We start from the raw sequence: 17,644 nt of genomic DNA on the forward strand, positions 1-17,644 counted from the left end.
TCTAGAAACCTCCTTTTATTTGCCATTATGGTGAAAAAAATACATGTCTAAACAATGATCAGGAATTTTTTTAGCAGATAGGGAGAAAAGAAGAGGGGTTTTAGGGGATTTAAGGCATTAAAAAAGATGCAAACCGATTGGTCTGCACCTTTTTTAAGTCCGATGACGGACAACCTGAGGATTATGATTTGCATAGGGCCGAACCGATTTTAAATATATCGGTTATAGACGAGAGTGCCTTTCGTACGCTCTGCAAACCCTCCCTGGTTTCTTGCAATGCCAATGACGAACCTTGAAGTCGCTGTTACGCTTTTCATCGTCAACCAGTCCCTTCTGTTTTGTTATTGGCCTTGCATTATTTGTTTACCACGAGATCTTGACTTAAAACCTATTTCTTTTAAAAAATGAAGTTCTTTTTCTATTCAGTTTTATCCCTTATGGATAAAATAAAAGAAAGGAAGTGAAACGCAATGAATACGAAGAAAGAAATCCGTGAGTACATATGGAATTTTCTCGAGGAAAACAAGCTTGGACGCTTTCCGTTTCCTTTAAAAAATAGAATCCCCAATTTCAAAGGAGCTGAAAAAGCGGCTGCATTTGTTTTTACTATGCCTGAGTATAAAGAGGCTAAGGTAATTAAGGTAAATCCTGATTCTCCGCAGCTGCCGGTCCGTGCACAAATTTTGAAAGATGGAAAGACATTGCTGGTTCCAACTCCAAGGCTGAAAGCAGGATTTATTATGGTAAAGCCGGAATGGGTCCCAGCCGGGGAGGAGCGAAAAGTAGCGAGCCTTAAGCATATCCACTCATATGGTAAAGAAGTTCCTCTCACCGAATTGCCGAAAATTGATTTGTTTTTTGCCGGATCAGTGGGCCTTCACCGGGATGGGCGGCGTGTCGGAAAAGGGGAGGGCTATGCCGACCGTGAATATGCGATAATCAGAGAGCTGGGAAATCCAGAAATCCCTGTAATTGGAACAGTGAATAGCGCCCAGGTGATAGAGGAAGATATCCCGAGGGATCCATATGATCTGACTATCGACTGGATTGCCACTGAAAAGGAACTGATCAAAACCAACACGCCATATCCAAAACCAAACGGGATTCAATGGGATCTTGTAACGGAGAAGGAAATGGAAGAGATGCCGGTTTTGCGTGAAATATGGGAGTTAACAAAACGAAAGGCAGCCAAGTAATTGACTGCCTTTCAAGCTTTCACTTCGTCCATTTTCTTTAAAACATCAGCAATCTTTGCGTGATTTTCAGGGGATTCATCAATATGCTTCCATAAAATCTTTCCCTGTGGCGAGAAAAGCCATGTCCCGCCTTGAATGTAGACATTCTGGGTCTTCATGGATTTCGTGACAAATTCCTTCTGTTTTTCATTATCAGGGACAAACCCCTTCACTTTTCCTGTTATAAATCCAAATGCTGCTTTTGAAAGGAGCTTCCACTTTGGCATTGTTTTATGTCCCATTCCTCTATAAGCTTCCCGGGATGGATCGCCAAGGATTGGAAAAGGGAACGGGCCGAATTGCTCAAGGAATTGATTGATGAATGTTCCTTTAGAAGGAGCAATGACAATAACTTGAAAACCTCTGGCTTCCAATTCACTTATGCGCTCGCGCAACTGCGCAAGATATTCTCTGCACACCGGTCAGCCAAGATGGCGGACGAAAACAGCCATTGTATATTGGCCATTAATGGCCTGTTCAAGCGTAATATTTTTATCAGGATTTTGGGTTTCCAAAATATAATTCATTATTATCCCGCCTTTCGGATTTACTTCTGATCATACCTAATCTTTTTGAAGGAATAAAGAAATGAAGCTTGCACATAAAAAAACAGGAGTTCGCACTCCTGTTTAGTCCCTGCTCCCCAAAATTCCAAAAATACGAAGAATATTAATGAACAGGTTAATAAAATCAAGGTATAGGTTAAGAGCCATTAAAGGCACTTCTTCCGGTGAAACTCCATAATGCTTCATGCGGTTGAAATCGAATAGCACATATCCGCTGAATACAAGCACTCCGATGAAGGAGAATGCCAGCATCGCGTTAGAGCTTAACGGCCAGAAGATGCTGAAAATAGAGATTGCAATAAGGGCAAGCAATGCTGCCATCAGCATGCCGCCAAGAAAAGATAAATCCCGCTTGGTTGTCGTAGCGTATACAGCCAGGCCTGTAAACACAACCGTTGTCGCTGCAAGTGCGACCAGTACGGGGTTCGGGCCAATGGCAGCCAGGTAATGGGCAACAATCGGATAGGTCGTCATCCCTGAAATAAATGTAAATACATAAAGGAATGGATACCCGATGGCCTTTTTGCGGCGAAGCAGGAAAGCGAAAAGCAGCATTCCGAGTTCAAGAATCATGAGCGGCAAAAACAGGGCTGGAGGGACGAAAACACCCGCCATCGTTCCGATAAAAGCAATACCCAATGATAAGGCGAATGCCCGTAAAACAGAAGGCAAATAACTATTATTTGCGGTTTGCTGTACATACATTTGTTTCATTTCTCCCCTAAAATCATTTGTATATGTATATACGTCAGAACTATTATATAAGTTTCATCATTTATTGGTTTTTAAAAGGTCTCTTATCTCCGTTAATAGCTCAACGTTTTTATCCACAGCTGGTGCAGGTGTTGCTTCTTCTTTCTTTTTAAAACGATTGTTGATAATCCTGATAAAGATGAAAATAGAGAATGCCACGATGAAGAAATCAACCACATTCTGTATGAATAAACCGTATTTGACCTCAGCTCCTCCAACTTTTACCATCAGATTCGTAAAGTTTACTCCGCCCATCAGCAATCCAACAAGCGGCATGATGATATCATCTACAAGAGAAGATACAATCTTTCCGAAGGCAGCTCCGATAACAACCCCGACAGCCAAATCAAGCACATTTCCCTTCAGGGCAAATTTTTTAAACTCATTCCACATAACATGTCACCTTTCTAAGAAAATTAACGTAATTATACTATAGAAGAATAAATGAAAACCAGATAAAGAAGCCCCTATTGACAGAAACAGGCTTTTTCTCTATAGTAACAATGACAATTATATTTCGAATATTCCCGTGTGAGCGGGAGAGGTTCATAGCTTCACCCTCTATAAAAAACTATGGCTTTGATTATAATAATCAACCATATCCATAAGAGGATATGGTTTTTATTTTTTAAGCTGTACTTTTTGGACCTCTTCTTAGGATCAGCGGGATCGTATAAAGGGAGGCTTTTTTATGTCAGGAAGAAAAGATGAGGAATTAACGGATATTACGCTATTGGGAAATCAGGGTACAAAATATCTTTTTGAATACTCGCCTGATATTCTGGAGGCTTTTGACAATAAGCATCCAAACCGCGATTATTTTGTAAAGTTTAATTGCCCTGAGTTTACGAGTCTTTGCCCGAAAACAGGACAGCCAGATTTTGCGACCATCTATATCAGCTATATTCCGGATCAGAAAATGGTAGAGAGCAAGTCATTAAAGCTATATCTTTTCAGCTTTAGAAATCATGGCGATTTCCATGAAGACTGCATGAACATCATTATGAACGACCTTATTGAATTAATGGACCCGCGCTATATTGAGGTTTGGGGCAAATTTACGCCACGTGGCGGAATCTCCATTGATCCGTATTGCAACTACGGCAAGCCGGGGACGAAATATGAAAAAATGGCAGAATACCGTTTAATGAACCATGACCTTTACCCGGAGACAATTGACAATCGTTAAGATCCTAGCTTGCTTAAAGTGAAATTTTAAAATAATATCAAAAAGGCAGAGCAATCTGCTTTTTTTGTTGCAGAAAATATACATAAGTGGGATTATATTCAGGGAATATTCTGTATTTTATGGTACGTTACTATAATAAAGCTCTGAAGGGGGACAAAATGAAGAAAGGCATACATAAAAAAGATCCGCACTTTAAAATCGCAGAGAGAGAGGCGTGGATTGGCATTGGTCTGGTGCTCTTCAATTTTGTATGGTGGTATGGGTTTGCCTATGGGATGGGGTCTGGGCCTGCTGGTGAGTATACATATATTTGGGGGTTGCCTGCCTGGTTTTTCTGGAGCTGCGCAGCAGGATTTGCCGTAATGGTGATTCTGGTAACTGCAGCTGTTAAGTTCCTGTTTAAAGAAGTGCCGTTTGAAGAAAACGGGGAAGGGGGAGAATCTGAATGAATTGGCAGGTAATTTTTCCTCTTCTCATCTTTTTAATTATTATTTTTCTCGTAGGCTTATGGTCCAGCAGAAAGATTGATACCGGGAGTTCGTTCCTGCAGGATTATTTTCTTGGGGGAAGGCAGCTTGGCGGTTTTATTCTGGCTATGACGATGATTGCAACCTACGGAAGTGCCAGCAGTTTCATTGGAGGTCCCGGCGTTGCTTACACACAGGGGCTTGGCTGGGTGCTGCTTGCGATGTCACAGGTTGTCACAGGTTATTTCGTTCTCATGGTGCTGGGGAAAAAGTTTGCCATCACAGCAAGAAAGTATAATGCTGTGACGCTCATCGATTTTCTAAAAGAACGATATAACAGCAGATGGGTTGTCTGGCTATCCTCTCTCAGCATCATTATTTTCCTTTTTTCTGCCATGGCTGCCCAATGGGTTGGCGGAGCAAGATTAATTGAGTCACTGACAGGATTAAGCTATTTGTCTGCTTTATTCATTTTTGCGGCTTCTGTTATGGTCTACGTGGTTATCGGCGGCTTCCGTGCTGTTGCCGTAACGGATGCTGTCCAAGGCGGAATCATGTTCATCGGCACCATGATCCTTCTGGTTGCTGTTATTGTGGCAGGTGGAGGAATACCGAATATTATCAGCGACCTGTCTTCAGAAAATCCGAATCTGATTACACCGTTTGGCTTTGATGGCGGATTGACTCCTTTATATGTATCCTCATTCTGGATTCTGGTGGGAGTTGGAGTTGTAGGCCTTCCTCAGGTCGCAGTGAGGGCCATGTCATATAAAAATGCCAGAGCCATGCACAGGGCCATTATAATCGGAACAATAGTAGTCGGCTTTATCATGCTTGGCATGCATTTAATTGGCGTATTTGCCCGTCCTATTCTGCCGGGGATTGAAGTGGGAGATAAAGTTATGCCGTTGATTGCCATGGAAGTTCTTCCTCCATGGCTTGCGGGAATTGTACTGGCTGCACCGATGGCTGCCATCATGTCAACAGTGGATTCCCTGCTCCTCCTGGTCAGCTCGGCGATTGTGAAAGATGTCTATATTAATTACATTAAGCCTGATGCCAAAGAAGCTGCCATAAAGAAACTGAGTTTTGCGGTTACAGCCCTGCTTGGAATTCTGGTTTGCATCATGGCTCTCAGTCCGCCCGATTTGCTGATCTGGCTGAATCTCTTTTCTTTTGGGGGACTGGAAGCAGCATTCATATGGCCAGTTGTGCTGGGCCTATATTGGGCTAAGGGAAATAGATATGGGGCTGTGGCCTCGATGATAACCGGAACTGCTTCGTATATTTTATTCCATACTTTTTATCCAAATGCATTAGGCATGAATACAGTCGTATTGCCTATTGCTTTGTCACTTGCTGCATACGTATCTGTAAGTCTATTGACCGAAAAACATGCATCGGCACCAGCAGAAATATAAGCATTAGGCTCCGGAAACTATTCCGGGGCCTCTTGTCTCTTACTGTAAAACGCTGATAAATAGGGCATATGGCGTTTTATTCAACCGTGTAAGTAAAGCAGGAGAAGAGTCATATATAAAGGAAACGGGAGGAAACCCTTGTTTTTGTAAAAAAATGAGCATATTGATAGGTTTGTAGAAACGATCCCTATTTGTTACACTTAATTAGTTGAAACGTAATTGTAACATTTGACTTTAAATGGAAATGTTTTTATAACATTAGGGAGAATATAATGAAAAATTTAATAAATATGATCATGATTGCCATGCTGTCATCCGTTATAGCAGGATGTTCAAATGAAATAAATGCATCTTTAAATACAGAAGAAATAAAATTTGAAAAAGAAGATAAAGTGGAAGCTGAACAGAATACATCAGCTGTACAAGAGGTCGGGAAAGAGAAAAAAGATACTGTTTGGCTTGAAGGCAAGTCACTATTCCAGGTGGACGCAACAGATGGAAAAATGAAATATACAGTTTATCTATATGCTGAAGATGAAAGAAGAACCATTCTGGAAGAGGACAGTGCGAAAGGGAAGAAAGGCGATTCTTATTTTACAGGACATTACTCAGTTTACCTGGCTGAGAAAGGGTCGAAAGAGGCTTATAGACAGGAAGATTTGAATAACAGTGCTGAATTGTCATTTAACCCTTCGAAGGAGCAGGTTTACACTCAGAAAATGAGGAATAAAACCATCATTTCGATTTTTCAGTCCAAGGGGGAAAATGCGGTTAAGGGCCAGCTGCTGGCGATTAAAGATGGAGAAGTGCTTAAAATCAATACAGAAAAAGAAGTGGTCACTTCCTCCAAAGCGAAAATAAAAAATATTAATCAGAAGTATCTTCAAACTGCCCAAAATAAGAATGATAGATGGGTTATTTCAACATGGCTATTTAATGAAGAAACCCTTTCGATGAGCCTGCATGACCGAATAGAGCTGAACAAAGAAGATCATTCTGATATCGACTGGATGAATCTGTGGTTAAAAGAGGAAGCCCTATACTATCCTTTTAAAAACCTGGCACTCAGCGTGGATGCCATTGAAAAAGCCAAACAGGGAATTCCGCTCGGAAGCCCTTATCCAATTGGCACAAACATATCTGAAATTAAGAAGTCAGATCCAAATTATATTAAGGAAGGGTTTGAAAATGGAAGCCCTTTTGTCATGTACCCTGAAATCAGCTATTATTTTGAACGGGAAACCGGAAATGTAACCGCAATTTCTATTCCTGGACAGCGGGTGAGAACTTTCATTGACGAGATTACTGCTATGTTTGGCACTCCTCTTGAAGTAAGGGAAGAGGTGCTGTCAGGTAAAACCATTTCCACCTACCTGGCAGATAAATATTCCATCGAATTCATTTCTGATTTAGAAGGAAACGTTAGTGAAATAGTATTGATGAAAACAAAAAACCATGCGGCACATTGACCGCATGATTTTTTTGTAAAATAACAAAGTATTATACTTTGAACTTCAAGAACCGTCTAGCGCAAGCAGCCTACCCCCTCAGGGTCACAAGCTTGTCTAGCTCCGGCTCCTAGGGACTCGGGGTCATAAGCCATTTCCTTTCAGAAGGAATAACGCCTTCTTACAGGAACCGTCTTATGCCTGTCGTCCCTGGGCAGTCGCCTCCACATTTCGGGCAAGCCACCCAAAAGGCAAAGGACGCCTTTCCGGGAGGCTCGTCTTGTGCTTGAGGCCCACAGGATGTGGGTCATGCAGACGTTGCCACAGGACGTGGCGTACTTAGTCTGCGTTCCGGGCAATGCGGTTCCGCTTTAAAATGCCCAATCACCTTTCCTGAACACGGGTTCAGCGTTGCCGTCTTCAGTAATTCCATCGATATCCATTTCAGCGGAGCCGATCATGAAGTCAACATGTGTTAAGCTTTCGTTCAAGCCGTTTTCAGCCAGTTCTTCACTGGACATTTTCTTGCCGCCTTCAATGCAGAATGCATACGCACTGCCGATCGCAAGGTGGTTTGAAGCATTTTCATCAAATAAAGTATTATAGAAAAGCAGGTTGGACTGTGAAATTGGCGAGTTGAAAGGAACCAGAGCCACTTCACCAAGATAGTGGGAGCCTTCATCTGTCTCAACAAGCTGCTTAAGAATCTCTTCGCCTTCTTCGGCCTTCACATCGATAATACGGCCGTTTTCAAATGTCAGGCTGAATTTGTCGATGATATTTCCGCCATAGCTTAAAGGTTTTGTGCTGGAAACCGTGCCGTTAACACCTGTCTTGTAAGGTACCGTAAATACTTCTTCAGTTGGCATGTTAGCCATGAATTCGTGTCCCTGTTCATTTATGCTGCCTGCCCCCACCCATAAGTGGCCTTTTGGAAGCTCGATTGTCAGGTCTGTACCTGGAGCTTTATAATGAAGCTTCTGATATCGCTTGCTGTTCAAATAATCCACTTTTTCATGAAGTGTTTCATCATGCTTTTTCCAGGCTTCAACCGGGTTATCCAAATCAGCGCGAGTTGCTTTGAATATAGCTTCCCAAAGCATATCCACACGTGATTCTTCCGGTGCGTCAGGGAATACCATGTTTGCCCAGGCTTTAGATGGAGCTGCAATGACTGTCCAGCTTACTTTATCGGACTGGATGAATTTGCGGTATTTTGCCAGCGCCTGTCCTGCAGCTTTCTGGAAGCTTGAGATTCGTTCTGATTTCACGCCTTTCAGCAAATCAGGGCTTGCCGAAACGATTGACATGAATGCCGCACCCTTTTCAGCTAAATCTTCGACTTCCTTCGCACGCCATTCAGGGTATTCGGAGAAAGACTCATCCGGTGCCAAGTCGTACTTTGTGCGAGTGACCGCATCATCGCTCCAGTTCACAACTACGTTATGAGCTCCTGCTTCATAGGCCTTTTTAACAATTGTACGAACCAGTTCAGCTGCATCAAGCGTTGTGTTAATTACAAGCGTCTGTCCCTTTTGTACGTTTACACCAACTTTTACGGCAAGCTCTGCGTATTTCTCTAAATTCGTTTGAAAATGACTCATTATGTATTCTCCTTTGTCAGAATCTTCATTTTCATTGTAGCTGTTCTGTTCGCAAAAAGAAACCTATTGAATTGAAATTCGTGCTCGAGAACCTTGGGTCTCCATCTATGGACGGAGACATAATTAAAAAGGAACCTTATACAGATTCCTTTTTGGCATGGAATGCATTATTTCTTTCAGGCAAAGCAAACATCAGCCAATACAAAAACGCACTTACAACAGCCAGCAGCGCCAGTATAAAGAATGTCCAGTCATATCCGATCCAGACTGTAAGCGGAATGGAGATAGGTGCAATGGTTTTCCCGATTGTAAATCGAAGGGAGGCAGCTGCAAAGTACTGACCCCGCATATGATCTGGAGCAATTTTTGATACATAGCTCTGCTGAAGGCCGGCTGTCATTAATTCACCCATAGTGAAAACGGCCATAGCCAGAATTAATCCCCATATCCATTGCGTTTGCCCTAACATGATGATGGCTGCTGCATAAGTAAGAGATGATAAAATAAAGACATTTCTTTCTTTGTACTTTAACATCATTTTCGTTACGGCTACGGTAAATAAGGCTACGAGGAAGCCGTTCTCAGACAGCAGAATGCCAAAAGCCTGTTCTCCCTGAACAGAAAAGTACCAGTCATTCCATTTAAAAAGCGCCTGATTATGAACAGCTTCATTTGTATAGACAGGTAATAATAGATCAAGCTGCATAAAAGTCTGTGCAGCCAGAACACCTGCTATGATAAAAAGGAGAAAGGTTTTGTCCCTGAAGATAATGCCATAATCTTTCGTTTGCTTTAATAAAACTGCATGCCATTTACTATTTCCGCTTTCTGCAAGTATTTGTATTGGCAATGTTTCCCTTGTCCACCGGGAAAGGATGAAAGATAATAGGATACAGATAATGCCGGCGGCCATAAGAAGCTGAAAACGGTAATGGACATAGAAAATGGCTCCTAAAATGGGACCCACCACAACAGCAATATTAATTGAAGTGTAAAAAATAGCAAATACCTGGCTTCTGTCCTTTTCCTCGACCACATCTGCAACCATTGCCTGGCTTGCCGGCCAATAAAATGAACCGAATATTCCCACAAAAGCAAAGCAGATAAAGCCAAGCACCGGAGAATCCAGCCAGGGTGAACTGGCAAATCCAAAAATGATGAATGAAAGTCCCTGTCCAAATGCAGAGAGAACCATCATTTTCTTGCGGCCAAAGCGGTCAGCTGTATAACCGCCCATTAAGTTGGCAAGTACGGAGAATACCTGAGAAAAAATGAGCAATAAACCAGCCTTGTCTTTTCCGAATTCATCCGCGAAATAAATCGTTAAAAACGGGAAGAACATCCAGAATGTAATATTCATAAGCGCTTCCCCAAATAACCTTACTTTTAAATTCTTATCCCAATCTTTTATTTTCATGCTGTTTCCCCAACTTCAATCTCAGAATAACGCTATCATACTACCAAAATTGAAAAAAACACAAGAAGACTTTTTCCAAAAAAGCCAAGCCTTGATTAGGCTTGGCTTTTCTTAATCAATATACAAAAAACATCAAGACCGTAGTAACTATGCCAACCCATATGGCCAGTAATGCACAGTAGCCCATTATATGACGAATATGAAGGCCAACCACACTCAGTATAGGAAGGGCCCAGAAAGGCTGGATCAGATTCGTCCAGGCATCACCCCAGCCTACAGCCATAGCCGTAATGGCAGGATCCACACCAAGCTGGAGACCGGCAGGCACTTGAAGCGGCCCCTGCAATGCCCACTGCCCGCCGCCTGAAGGAGCAAGAATATTGACGAGACCGGCGGACCAATAGGTGAATATATCAAAGGTGTCTTTACTTGCTATGGATGCCATCCCATTAATTATAGACTCTGCTAACCCGGAGCTGCCGAGAACGGCGATAATCCCGGCGTAAAATGGAAATTGCAGAATGATAGGAGAAATGGCAGAACCCGCTTCTTTAAAAGCATTGGCGTATTGTACGAGCGATTTATGAAGGATGAGGCCTAACGATAAAAAGGCAATATTGATAATATTCAAGTCAAGGTCACGCCCGTTTACAAACTCAAATATGACATAGATTACCCCGATTAATCCGGTAATGATGCCGAGAAAGGGTGTTCTTTCAAGCTTTCCGGCGGGAGTTTTTAAAACTTCCTTCTGTTCAGCGTCCTGCTTGGGTGCCTTAGGGGGAACGTATGAGATAATGCCTTTTTTGGGTGCCATCAGCACAATGAAAATTGGCATAGTCATTACAAGAGCAATTAAAATCGCAATTGTTCCAGGATGGAAAATGGTCTCCGAAGTGGGGATGACGCCAGCCGCTTCCTCGAGAAAATGGCCCTTGGTCGCAACAGTCAAACCAATTGAGCTTGATAAACCAGCCGTATAAAGAGCAGTTGGTGCATAGGCTGCAGCCACCAATAGGGGGAAGTGTGCGTTCTGATTTCTTTTCCCAACTTCACGGGCAATAATGGCGCCAACGACAACAGCAAGGCCCCAGTTAATATAATAAGCAGCAGATGAAACGAGAAAAGTCAGCACGTAGGCCTGGTTGGCTGTCTTCGCTTTTGAGGACAGCTTTTCAAGTATACGCTGTACAGAAGGAACTGAAGCAAGCGCCATGCCTGTCATTAGGAGGAGCACCATTTGCATGGTAAAAGCAAGATACACCCAGAAGCCGTCACCGAAGGATTTAAATAGCTCAACAGGTTCGGAAGGCTTCATGAAAAACCCTGCAATAAACACAAACAGAGTCATTAATACCGCAATGACAAAGGCGTCCGGGAGATACCTTTCCACAAGCTTGGAGAAACGGTCTGCCACTCTGGTTAACATCTTTTCACTCTCCTTTCAGTATTAGTACATGCTATGGAGAGGACAAGCTGTGTATGCCTGTTCATAAAGAAAGAGCCCTGGCATCAGCCAGGGCTATATATTAATCCTTATCTTCCATGGCAGCCTTAAGCAAATCGCCAAGGCTTGTTCCAAAGGAATCTTCCTTCTGGGTGTATTTCTGAACAAGTTTTCGCTCTTCCCGTTTGTTGACGGCTTTCTTTTTGTCCTGTGCTTTTTCCACCACATTGCATGGCCGGCACTGGAAGTAGGCTCCTGCTTTGCCCTGGTGGATTTCCATTTTTTTGCGGCACTGAGGGCAGCGGCGGTTTGAAAGCTTTGGATCTTTGCGCTTTCGGAAATTACAATCAAGATTGGAACAGACAAGTATTTTTCCGTCCTTGGTATTTCTTTCTTTTAGGAAGGAATCGCATTCTGGACATTTTGAGCCCGTGAGATTATGGGCACGGTAAGATTTATCGCTCTTTTTAATTTCTGAAACCAATGTCCGTGTCTGCTTGCGGATATTCTGCAAAAACTCTTTGGGATCTGCTTTTCCGCGTGCGATTTTCTCCAATTCCTGTTCCCATTTAGCAGTCAGTTCCGGTGATTTCAGATCTTCATTCACCAGGTCCATCAGCTGTTTGCCCTTTTTAGTCGGAAACAGACGTCCATTTTGCCTTTCGATCGCTTCCGTATCAAGGAGCCGTTCAATGATTTCCGCTCTAGTCGCAGGTGTTCCCAAGCTGTATTTTTCCATCTGGGTCAATATGTCAGCTTCGGAATAGCGAAGAGGAGGTTCAGTAAGCTTGGCGGACAATTCAGCCGTTTGTACCGTAAAGCTCTGTCCTTTTGAGATGTTCCTAAGGCTCTGTTTTCCTGTTTCTTCATCACTGCTGCGTTCAACCTTGCGATAACCCAGGTCGATAACTGCTGTTTCCCTGGCAGTGAATGTCTCACTGTTAACTTCTATCGAAGCATGGATGGTTTCATACTTATAAGGGTTATGGAAAATGGCCAGAAATCTGCGCAGAATCAATTCGTACAGCTTCCGCTCATCAGCAGACAAATCACTGAGGTGTACACGTTCTTCAGTCGGAATAATTGCATGATGATCAGTTACTTTTTCATTATTAAAGACTCGCTTTGCCAGGACCTTGCCCTGATTCGCAAGGATCGGCTTCACTTCGTCCTTATAGGAAGCTGCAATGCCATGAAGGCGATCCATCATGGTGGCTTCCATATCTTTTGTCAAATAGCGCGAGTCAGTACGCGGATAGGTGACAAGCTTATGCTGCTCATAAAGTTTCTGCAGCACATTCGATGTTTTCTTGGCGGAGAAGCCGTAACGCTTATTGGCGTCACGCTGCAGCTCCGTCAAATCATAAGGAAGCGGCTGCGGCTCTGTTTTTTCCTTCCGGATAATGGAGTGGATAACTGCTTTTTGCCCCTTCACTTTAGAAAGGACTTCATCAGCTGCTTCTTTAGAAAAGATGCGCTTTTCACCATTTTTCTCCCAGTCAGCCTGCAGGGGGCCAATTTGAGCGCGAATCGTCCAGTACTCTTTTGGAACAAATTTTTGAATTAATGCTTCCCTTTCCATCACGAGAGCCAGTGTCGGTGTCTGCACCCGTCCAGCGGATAGGGGATCCTTGTATTTAGTAGTCAGGGCCCTTGTGACATTCAAGCCGATGAGCCAATCGGCCTCTGCCCGGCAGACGGCGGATTCATACAAATCTTCAAATTGTTTTCCTGGCTTAAGGTTTTGGAAGCCGTCCCGGATGGCGCGGTCCGTTACAGAAGATATCCATAAGCGTTTGATTGTCTTGCGCCAGCGGATTTTCTCCAAAATCCAGCGTGCGACAAGCTCCCCTTCGCGTCCTGCATCAGTAGCAATGATAATTTCTTTAATATCCTTCCGCTTTGCCAGGTTCTCAATCGCTTTATACTGGTGGCTGGTCTGCTTCATCACCTTCAGGCCCATTTGATCAGGAATAATCGGCAGATCCTCCAGATTCCAGTTTTTGTATTTGGTGTCATAATGCTCAGGCATCTTTAACTCGATTAGATGGCCAAGAGCCCATGTCACGATATATTTATCGCCTTCCATATAGCTTTTATGAGATTGCCGGCATCCCAGAACCCGTGCAATTTCACGGGCAACACTGGGCTTTTCAGCAAGAACAAGTGATTTCATAAGAACTCCTTTCAAATTACATTCAGCCATTTCTGTACAAACTAAGTATAGCTGAAATTAATCAATATTTGTAATGGGATAAACTTTGATGGGCAGTAAAGTGAATAACTGCCTAAGTTGTATTGCTTTTCATCAGCCACAATTCATTCTACAATGAACTTACCAGTTTGTTTACAAATAGAAAGAGACAAGGTGAAATGAATGAATGCAAAAAATCGGCTTCTTTATGATTACATTCAGGAGAATTCAATCAATATCACAGATATGTGGCTGTCTTTAAGGGATAAACAGAAAGGTTCCATTTATTCTGCAGATGCAGACTCTGCTTATGAGAAGCTCCTGAGAGAACAAAATACGTTTACCAACCGCACCGTTTCAGCAGCTCTGATTGATGAGGACACTTTTAACGAGAATATGGAAGAATGGGCCATTACAGTAGCGGAGAGCAGAGTGGATTCTAATACGCCCATTTTTCAAGTGCTTGAAGCTTTAAGCAATGTGCGGGAAACCTATTGGCATTTTGTTGAAAAGTTCATTAACGAAAACAAGTCTGAAGTCACAGCAGATGATGTATTGAAATGGAGCACAATTATTAACAAGGCTTTTGATAAGCTCATTAATAAATTTTCAGAGAAGTATTATCAATTAACGACCAACAGGCTTGTTGCCCAGCAAAGTCTGATCAATGAACTTGGAACTCCTGTTATTCCGATAAAAGACCATACAGCTGTACTCCCTCTTATCGGAAATATAGACACCGAACGTGCACGAATCCTACTGGAGGAAATTCCGAAAAAATGTGCAAAAGAAGATGTAGAACATCTATTCATTGATTTATCAGGTGTGGCCATCATCGACACGATGGTTGCCCATCAAATATTCTCTTTAACGACAGCTTTAAAGCTGCTGGGGGTAAAATCCACCATCTCCGGCATCAGCCCTGAAGTTGCCCAGACTTCCATTCAGCTTGGCCTGGACTTCACAGGCATTAATACTTACGGTACATTAAAGCAAGCACTGAAAAGACAAGACATTGAATGAAATCAAGCTGGCAGAAATGCCGGCTTCTTATATAGCTATAATAAAAACGCTTTACTGTGTTACCATTCTAACAATCTAACTTGTTAAAAAATGGTAAAAACTAATTGACATCCTCTCATAGGGCACATAGAATTAATTATATTCAGAAAATATATCAAAATTAGGCTGTGATAAAGATGAGGCATCTAAAAACTGATACTGCAAATAATCTTTTTAAAAAGGCTGTATTTCAAACCTGTGTTTGAGATACAGCCTTTTCTTTATCTCGCTAATGTACCGAGGAGGAAATGAAATGGAAAAATTGACAGATTCGATGATGACTTTAACTCGCGGGGAGGAGAACAAAGTGGTTACTTTAAATGGAAATACCCTTACTTTGTCTGAAGCCAAAAGAGTGCTTTTTGAAGGAGTAAAGGCTGCAGCATCAGAGGAAAGCATGCTGCGTGTAAAAAACAGCCGTGAAGCCGTTAAGAGAATTGTAAGTGAAGAAAAGGTCATTTACGGCATTAACACTGGCTTTGGCAAATTCAGCGATGTAAGAATTGATCAGGGAGATGTAGAGGATCTTCAGCTGAATTTAATCCGCTCGCATGCCTGCGGTGTAGGGGAACCATTTCCGGAGGCTGTTTCGAGAGCTATGCTCCTATTAAGAGCCAATGCTTTATTGAAAGGATTTTCAGGAGTCCGTCCTGTCGTGATAGAAACTCTTTTAGCGCTTGTGAATAAACAAATCCACCCTGTCATCCCGCAGCAGGGATCTCTTGGAGCGAGCGGCGATTTGGCTCCTCTTTCCCATTTGGCATTAGTGTTAATGGGAGAAGGGGAAGTGTTTTTCAAGGGGGTAAGAAAGCCTGCTCTTGAAGTGCTTGTTCAGGAGGGAATCGAGCCTTTAACATTACAGGCGAAGGAAGGGCTTGCCCTGATTAACGGCACTCAAGCGATGACGGCAATGGGAGTGATTGGCTATCTGGAAGCAGAAAAAATCGCTTATCAAAGTGAATTGATCGCTGCAGTTACAATGGAGGGCTTAAACGGAATTATTGATGCGTTTGATGAGAATATCCATCAGGCAAGAGGCTATCAGCAGCAGGTCGATACAGCAAGAAGAGTGAGGGAATATCTCTCAGGCAGCAGCCTGATCACAAGACAGGGAGAAATCCGGGTCCAGGACGCGTACTCCATCCGCTGCATCCCGCAGGTGCATGGAGCATCTTGGCAGGCGCTTGATTATGTGAAAGAAAAGCTTGAAATTGAAATGAATGCAGCCACAGATAACCCGCTGATTTTTGAAAACGGGGAAAGCGTTATATCCGGCGGAAACTTTCATGGGCAGCCAATCGCACTTGCAATGGACTTCATGAAAATCGCGGTTGCGGAATTGGCCAATATTTCAGAGCGCCGGATTGAAAGGCTTGTTAACCCGCAGCTGAGTGACTTGCCGCCATTTTTAAGCCCGGAACCTGGACTGCAGTCTGGTGCGATGATTCTCCAATATGTTGCAGCTTCACTTGTATCGGAGAATAAGACACTTGCCCATCCCGCAAGTGTGGATTCCATCCCCTCATCCGGGAATCAGGAAGACCATGTGAGCATGGGAACCATCGGATCAAGACATGCATATCAGATTATCCAGAATGTTAATAAAGTGCTTGCAATTGAACTGATTTGCGCACTCCAGGCAGCAGAATACCGCGGTTCAGATAAAATGGCTGATAAAACAAAACGTTTTTATGAAGAAGCAAGAAAAGTGGTGCCTTCCATCACAAAAGACCGCGTATTCTCAAAGGATATTGAAGCATGCGCGTCCTGGCTGAAAGAAGTGGAAGTAGACGCAATATAAGCAGCAGGGGTCTGAATTTTATTCAGGCCCCCGGCTTTTTAATCTTTGGCTCTTTCCTCAAGTTGCTTTGCTTCATCTTCTTCAAAGCGGTTCTTAAAAGCTTCCTGTGTCACAATAAATTCTTCGTCTTCCTGTGCTTCAGTTGTGTGGCGCTCGACCATTGTGTGTTCAGGAAATTCCCCAGGGTGATGTTTTCTTTTATGATTAAAATGGACTCCGCGTGACATAGTCTGGCTCCTTTCATTCTTGAATTCATATTCTTTCACTATTTTTCCCTTGGACACCTGGACTATGTACGGCTGATTCACTCAATATTTTCCGTTCAATTTTGTCTTTGGCCGCATAAGTATATATAGCAGAGACGAAAGAGGAAGGGAGGGGGATAGCCATGAACGATTCGAATGCCTCCGTATTTTGTGCGGGCCGGGGAGATCGAGCTCCTGTTTTTACTGCAGATGCTGTCATTGATCATCAAATAAAAAAAGTCAATTTGGAGAATTATATCGGAAAATGGGTTCTGCTGTTTTTTTATCCGAGTGATTTCACATTTGTCTGACCGACAGAATTGGCGGCGGTCGCCGCTGTGAATCCATATTTAAAAGCTTTAAACTGTGAAGTAATGTCCATCAGCACGGACAGTGTATACGCCCATAAAGTATTTAAGGAAACATCTCCCTCTTTGAAAAATGTAAATTATCCAATGGTAAGTGATCGAACCCATCAAATAAGCAGAGCTTACAGGGTTTTGGACGAGAATTCAGGAGCGGCCATCAGGGCATCCGTTTTTATCGACCCTAATGGCATTATTGCGGCGAAGATCATTTACCCTGGAGAAGTTGGAAGAAATCTGCATGAACATGTCAGAATCATGCAGGGAATTCAATATGCTCAGCAGACAGGAAAAGGTGTGCCGGCCAATTGGCAGCCTGGCCAGACCGGGATAAACATGGATCCGAACTTAATAGGCAAAATCTGAAGGGAGGAGGCGCAAGCTTTCTCTTGATTTTTCTGCAGGTCCTCCATATACATAATTGCTTTAA

At 43.0% G+C, this 17,644-nt stretch carries 16 protein-coding genes and 1 riboswitch; of the genes, 8 read left to right on the forward strand and 8 right to left on the reverse strand.

The features are described 5' to 3' along the window. The first annotated feature begins 470 nt into the window (after positions 1-470). Positions 471-1,196 (forward strand): 5-formyltetrahydrofolate cyclo-ligase, encoded by a 726-nt coding sequence (locus AC0VZ9_RS05565; RefSeq protein WP_475397114.1) that lies wholly within the window; start codon positions 471-473, stop codon positions 1,194-1,196. A gap of 11 nt (positions 1,197-1,207) precedes the next feature. Here the strand turns inward: AC0VZ9_RS05565 and AC0VZ9_RS05570 are convergent, their stop codons facing one another. The 3 genes from AC0VZ9_RS05570 to mscL form a co-directional block, all read right to left on the reverse strand. Beyond that, entirely contained in the window at positions 1,208-1,654 is a 447-nt protein-coding gene (locus AC0VZ9_RS05570; protein ID WP_475397115.1) for an AhpC/TSA family protein, read from the reverse strand. A gap of 210 nt (positions 1,655-1,864) precedes the next feature. After that, entirely contained in the window at positions 1,865-2,506 is a 642-nt protein-coding gene (locus AC0VZ9_RS05575; protein WP_009334934.1) for a Bax inhibitor-1/YccA family protein, read from the reverse strand. 66 nt (positions 2,507-2,572) lie between these two features. Further along, entirely contained in the window at positions 2,573-2,947 is a 375-nt protein-coding gene (gene mscL, locus AC0VZ9_RS05580; RefSeq protein ID WP_009334933.1) for a large conductance mechanosensitive channel protein MscL, read from the reverse strand. A gap of 142 nt (positions 2,948-3,089) precedes the next feature. After that, positions 3,090-3,135: riboswitch (PreQ1 riboswitch) on the forward strand. A 110-nt stretch (positions 3,136-3,245) separates the two neighbouring features. Between mscL and queF the strand changes: the two genes are divergently transcribed. The 4 genes from queF to AC0VZ9_RS05600 all read left to right on the forward strand — a co-directional run bounded on the left by queF (position 3,246) and on the right by AC0VZ9_RS05600 (position 7,100). Continuing rightward, positions 3,246-3,743, forward strand: a complete 498-nt coding sequence (gene queF / locus AC0VZ9_RS05585) for a preQ(1) synthase (protein ID WP_009334932.1) — start codon at positions 3,246-3,248, stop codon at positions 3,741-3,743. Positions 3,744-3,901: 158 nt separating this feature from the next. After that, positions 3,902-4,192, forward strand: a complete 291-nt coding sequence (locus AC0VZ9_RS05590; protein WP_475397116.1) for a YhdT family protein — start codon at positions 3,902-3,904, stop codon at positions 4,190-4,192. Beyond that, a complete protein-coding gene (gene panF / locus AC0VZ9_RS05595; protein ID WP_251156875.1) occupies positions 4,189-5,631 on the forward strand; it encodes a sodium/pantothenate symporter in 1,443 nt (480 codons plus the stop codon). The genes AC0VZ9_RS05590 and panF overlap by 4 nt, the downstream gene beginning before the upstream one ends. Positions 5,632-5,903: 272 nt before the next feature. Further along, a complete protein-coding gene (locus AC0VZ9_RS05600; protein WP_475397117.1) occupies positions 5,904-7,100 on the forward strand; it encodes a hypothetical protein in 1,197 nt (398 codons plus the stop codon). Between the two features lie 350 nt (positions 7,101-7,450). Here the strand turns inward: AC0VZ9_RS05600 and AC0VZ9_RS05605 are convergent, their stop codons facing one another. From AC0VZ9_RS05605 to AC0VZ9_RS05620, 4 genes are all read right to left on the reverse strand, one after another. Next, the gene (locus AC0VZ9_RS05605) at positions 7,451-8,683 is read right to left on the reverse strand and encodes an aminopeptidase (RefSeq protein WP_019380276.1); all 1,233 of its coding nucleotides are present in this window, start codon (positions 8,681-8,683) and stop codon (positions 7,451-7,453) included. Between the two features lie 136 nt (positions 8,684-8,819). After that, the gene (locus AC0VZ9_RS05610; RefSeq protein WP_475397118.1) at positions 8,820-10,100 is read right to left on the reverse strand and encodes an MDR family MFS transporter; all 1,281 of its coding nucleotides are present in this window, start codon (positions 10,098-10,100) and stop codon (positions 8,820-8,822) included. Between the two features lie 115 nt (positions 10,101-10,215). Further along, the gene (locus AC0VZ9_RS05615; protein WP_019382437.1) at positions 10,216-11,529 is read right to left on the reverse strand and encodes a short-chain fatty acid transporter; all 1,314 of its coding nucleotides are present in this window, start codon (positions 11,527-11,529) and stop codon (positions 10,216-10,218) included. Between the two features lie 100 nt (positions 11,530-11,629). Then, the gene (locus AC0VZ9_RS05620) at positions 11,630-13,723 is read right to left on the reverse strand and encodes a DNA topoisomerase III (RefSeq protein ID WP_475397119.1); all 2,094 of its coding nucleotides are present in this window, start codon (positions 13,721-13,723) and stop codon (positions 11,630-11,632) included. A gap of 201 nt (positions 13,724-13,924) precedes the next feature. Here AC0VZ9_RS05620 and AC0VZ9_RS05625 point away from each other — a divergent pair, with 201 nt between their 5' ends. Continuing rightward, a complete protein-coding gene (locus tag AC0VZ9_RS05625) occupies positions 13,925-14,764 on the forward strand; it encodes an STAS domain-containing protein (RefSeq protein ID WP_019382430.1) in 840 nt (279 codons plus the stop codon). A 346-nt stretch (positions 14,765-15,110) separates the two neighbouring features. After that, positions 15,111-16,604 (forward strand): histidine ammonia-lyase, encoded by a 1,494-nt coding sequence (hutH, locus tag AC0VZ9_RS05630; RefSeq protein WP_026041753.1) that lies wholly within the window; start codon positions 15,111-15,113, stop codon positions 16,602-16,604. 38 nt (positions 16,605-16,642) lie between these two features. Here hutH and AC0VZ9_RS05635 read toward each other — a convergent pair whose 3' ends face one another. Then, positions 16,643-16,912: a hypothetical protein gene (locus AC0VZ9_RS05635; RefSeq protein WP_306576498.1), complete on the reverse strand. Its 270-nt coding sequence runs from the start codon at positions 16,910-16,912 to the stop codon at positions 16,643-16,645. Between the two features lie 80 nt (positions 16,913-16,992). On the opposite strand from AC0VZ9_RS05635, the gene AC0VZ9_RS05640 reads away from it, so the two are divergent. Then, a complete protein-coding gene (locus tag AC0VZ9_RS05640; RefSeq protein WP_226280810.1) occupies positions 16,993-17,580 on the forward strand; it encodes a peroxiredoxin in 588 nt (195 codons plus the stop codon). The last annotated feature ends 64 nt before the right edge of the window (positions 17,581-17,644 follow it).

The organism is Cytobacillus sp. QJM3NY_8 (assembly GCF_056173585.1).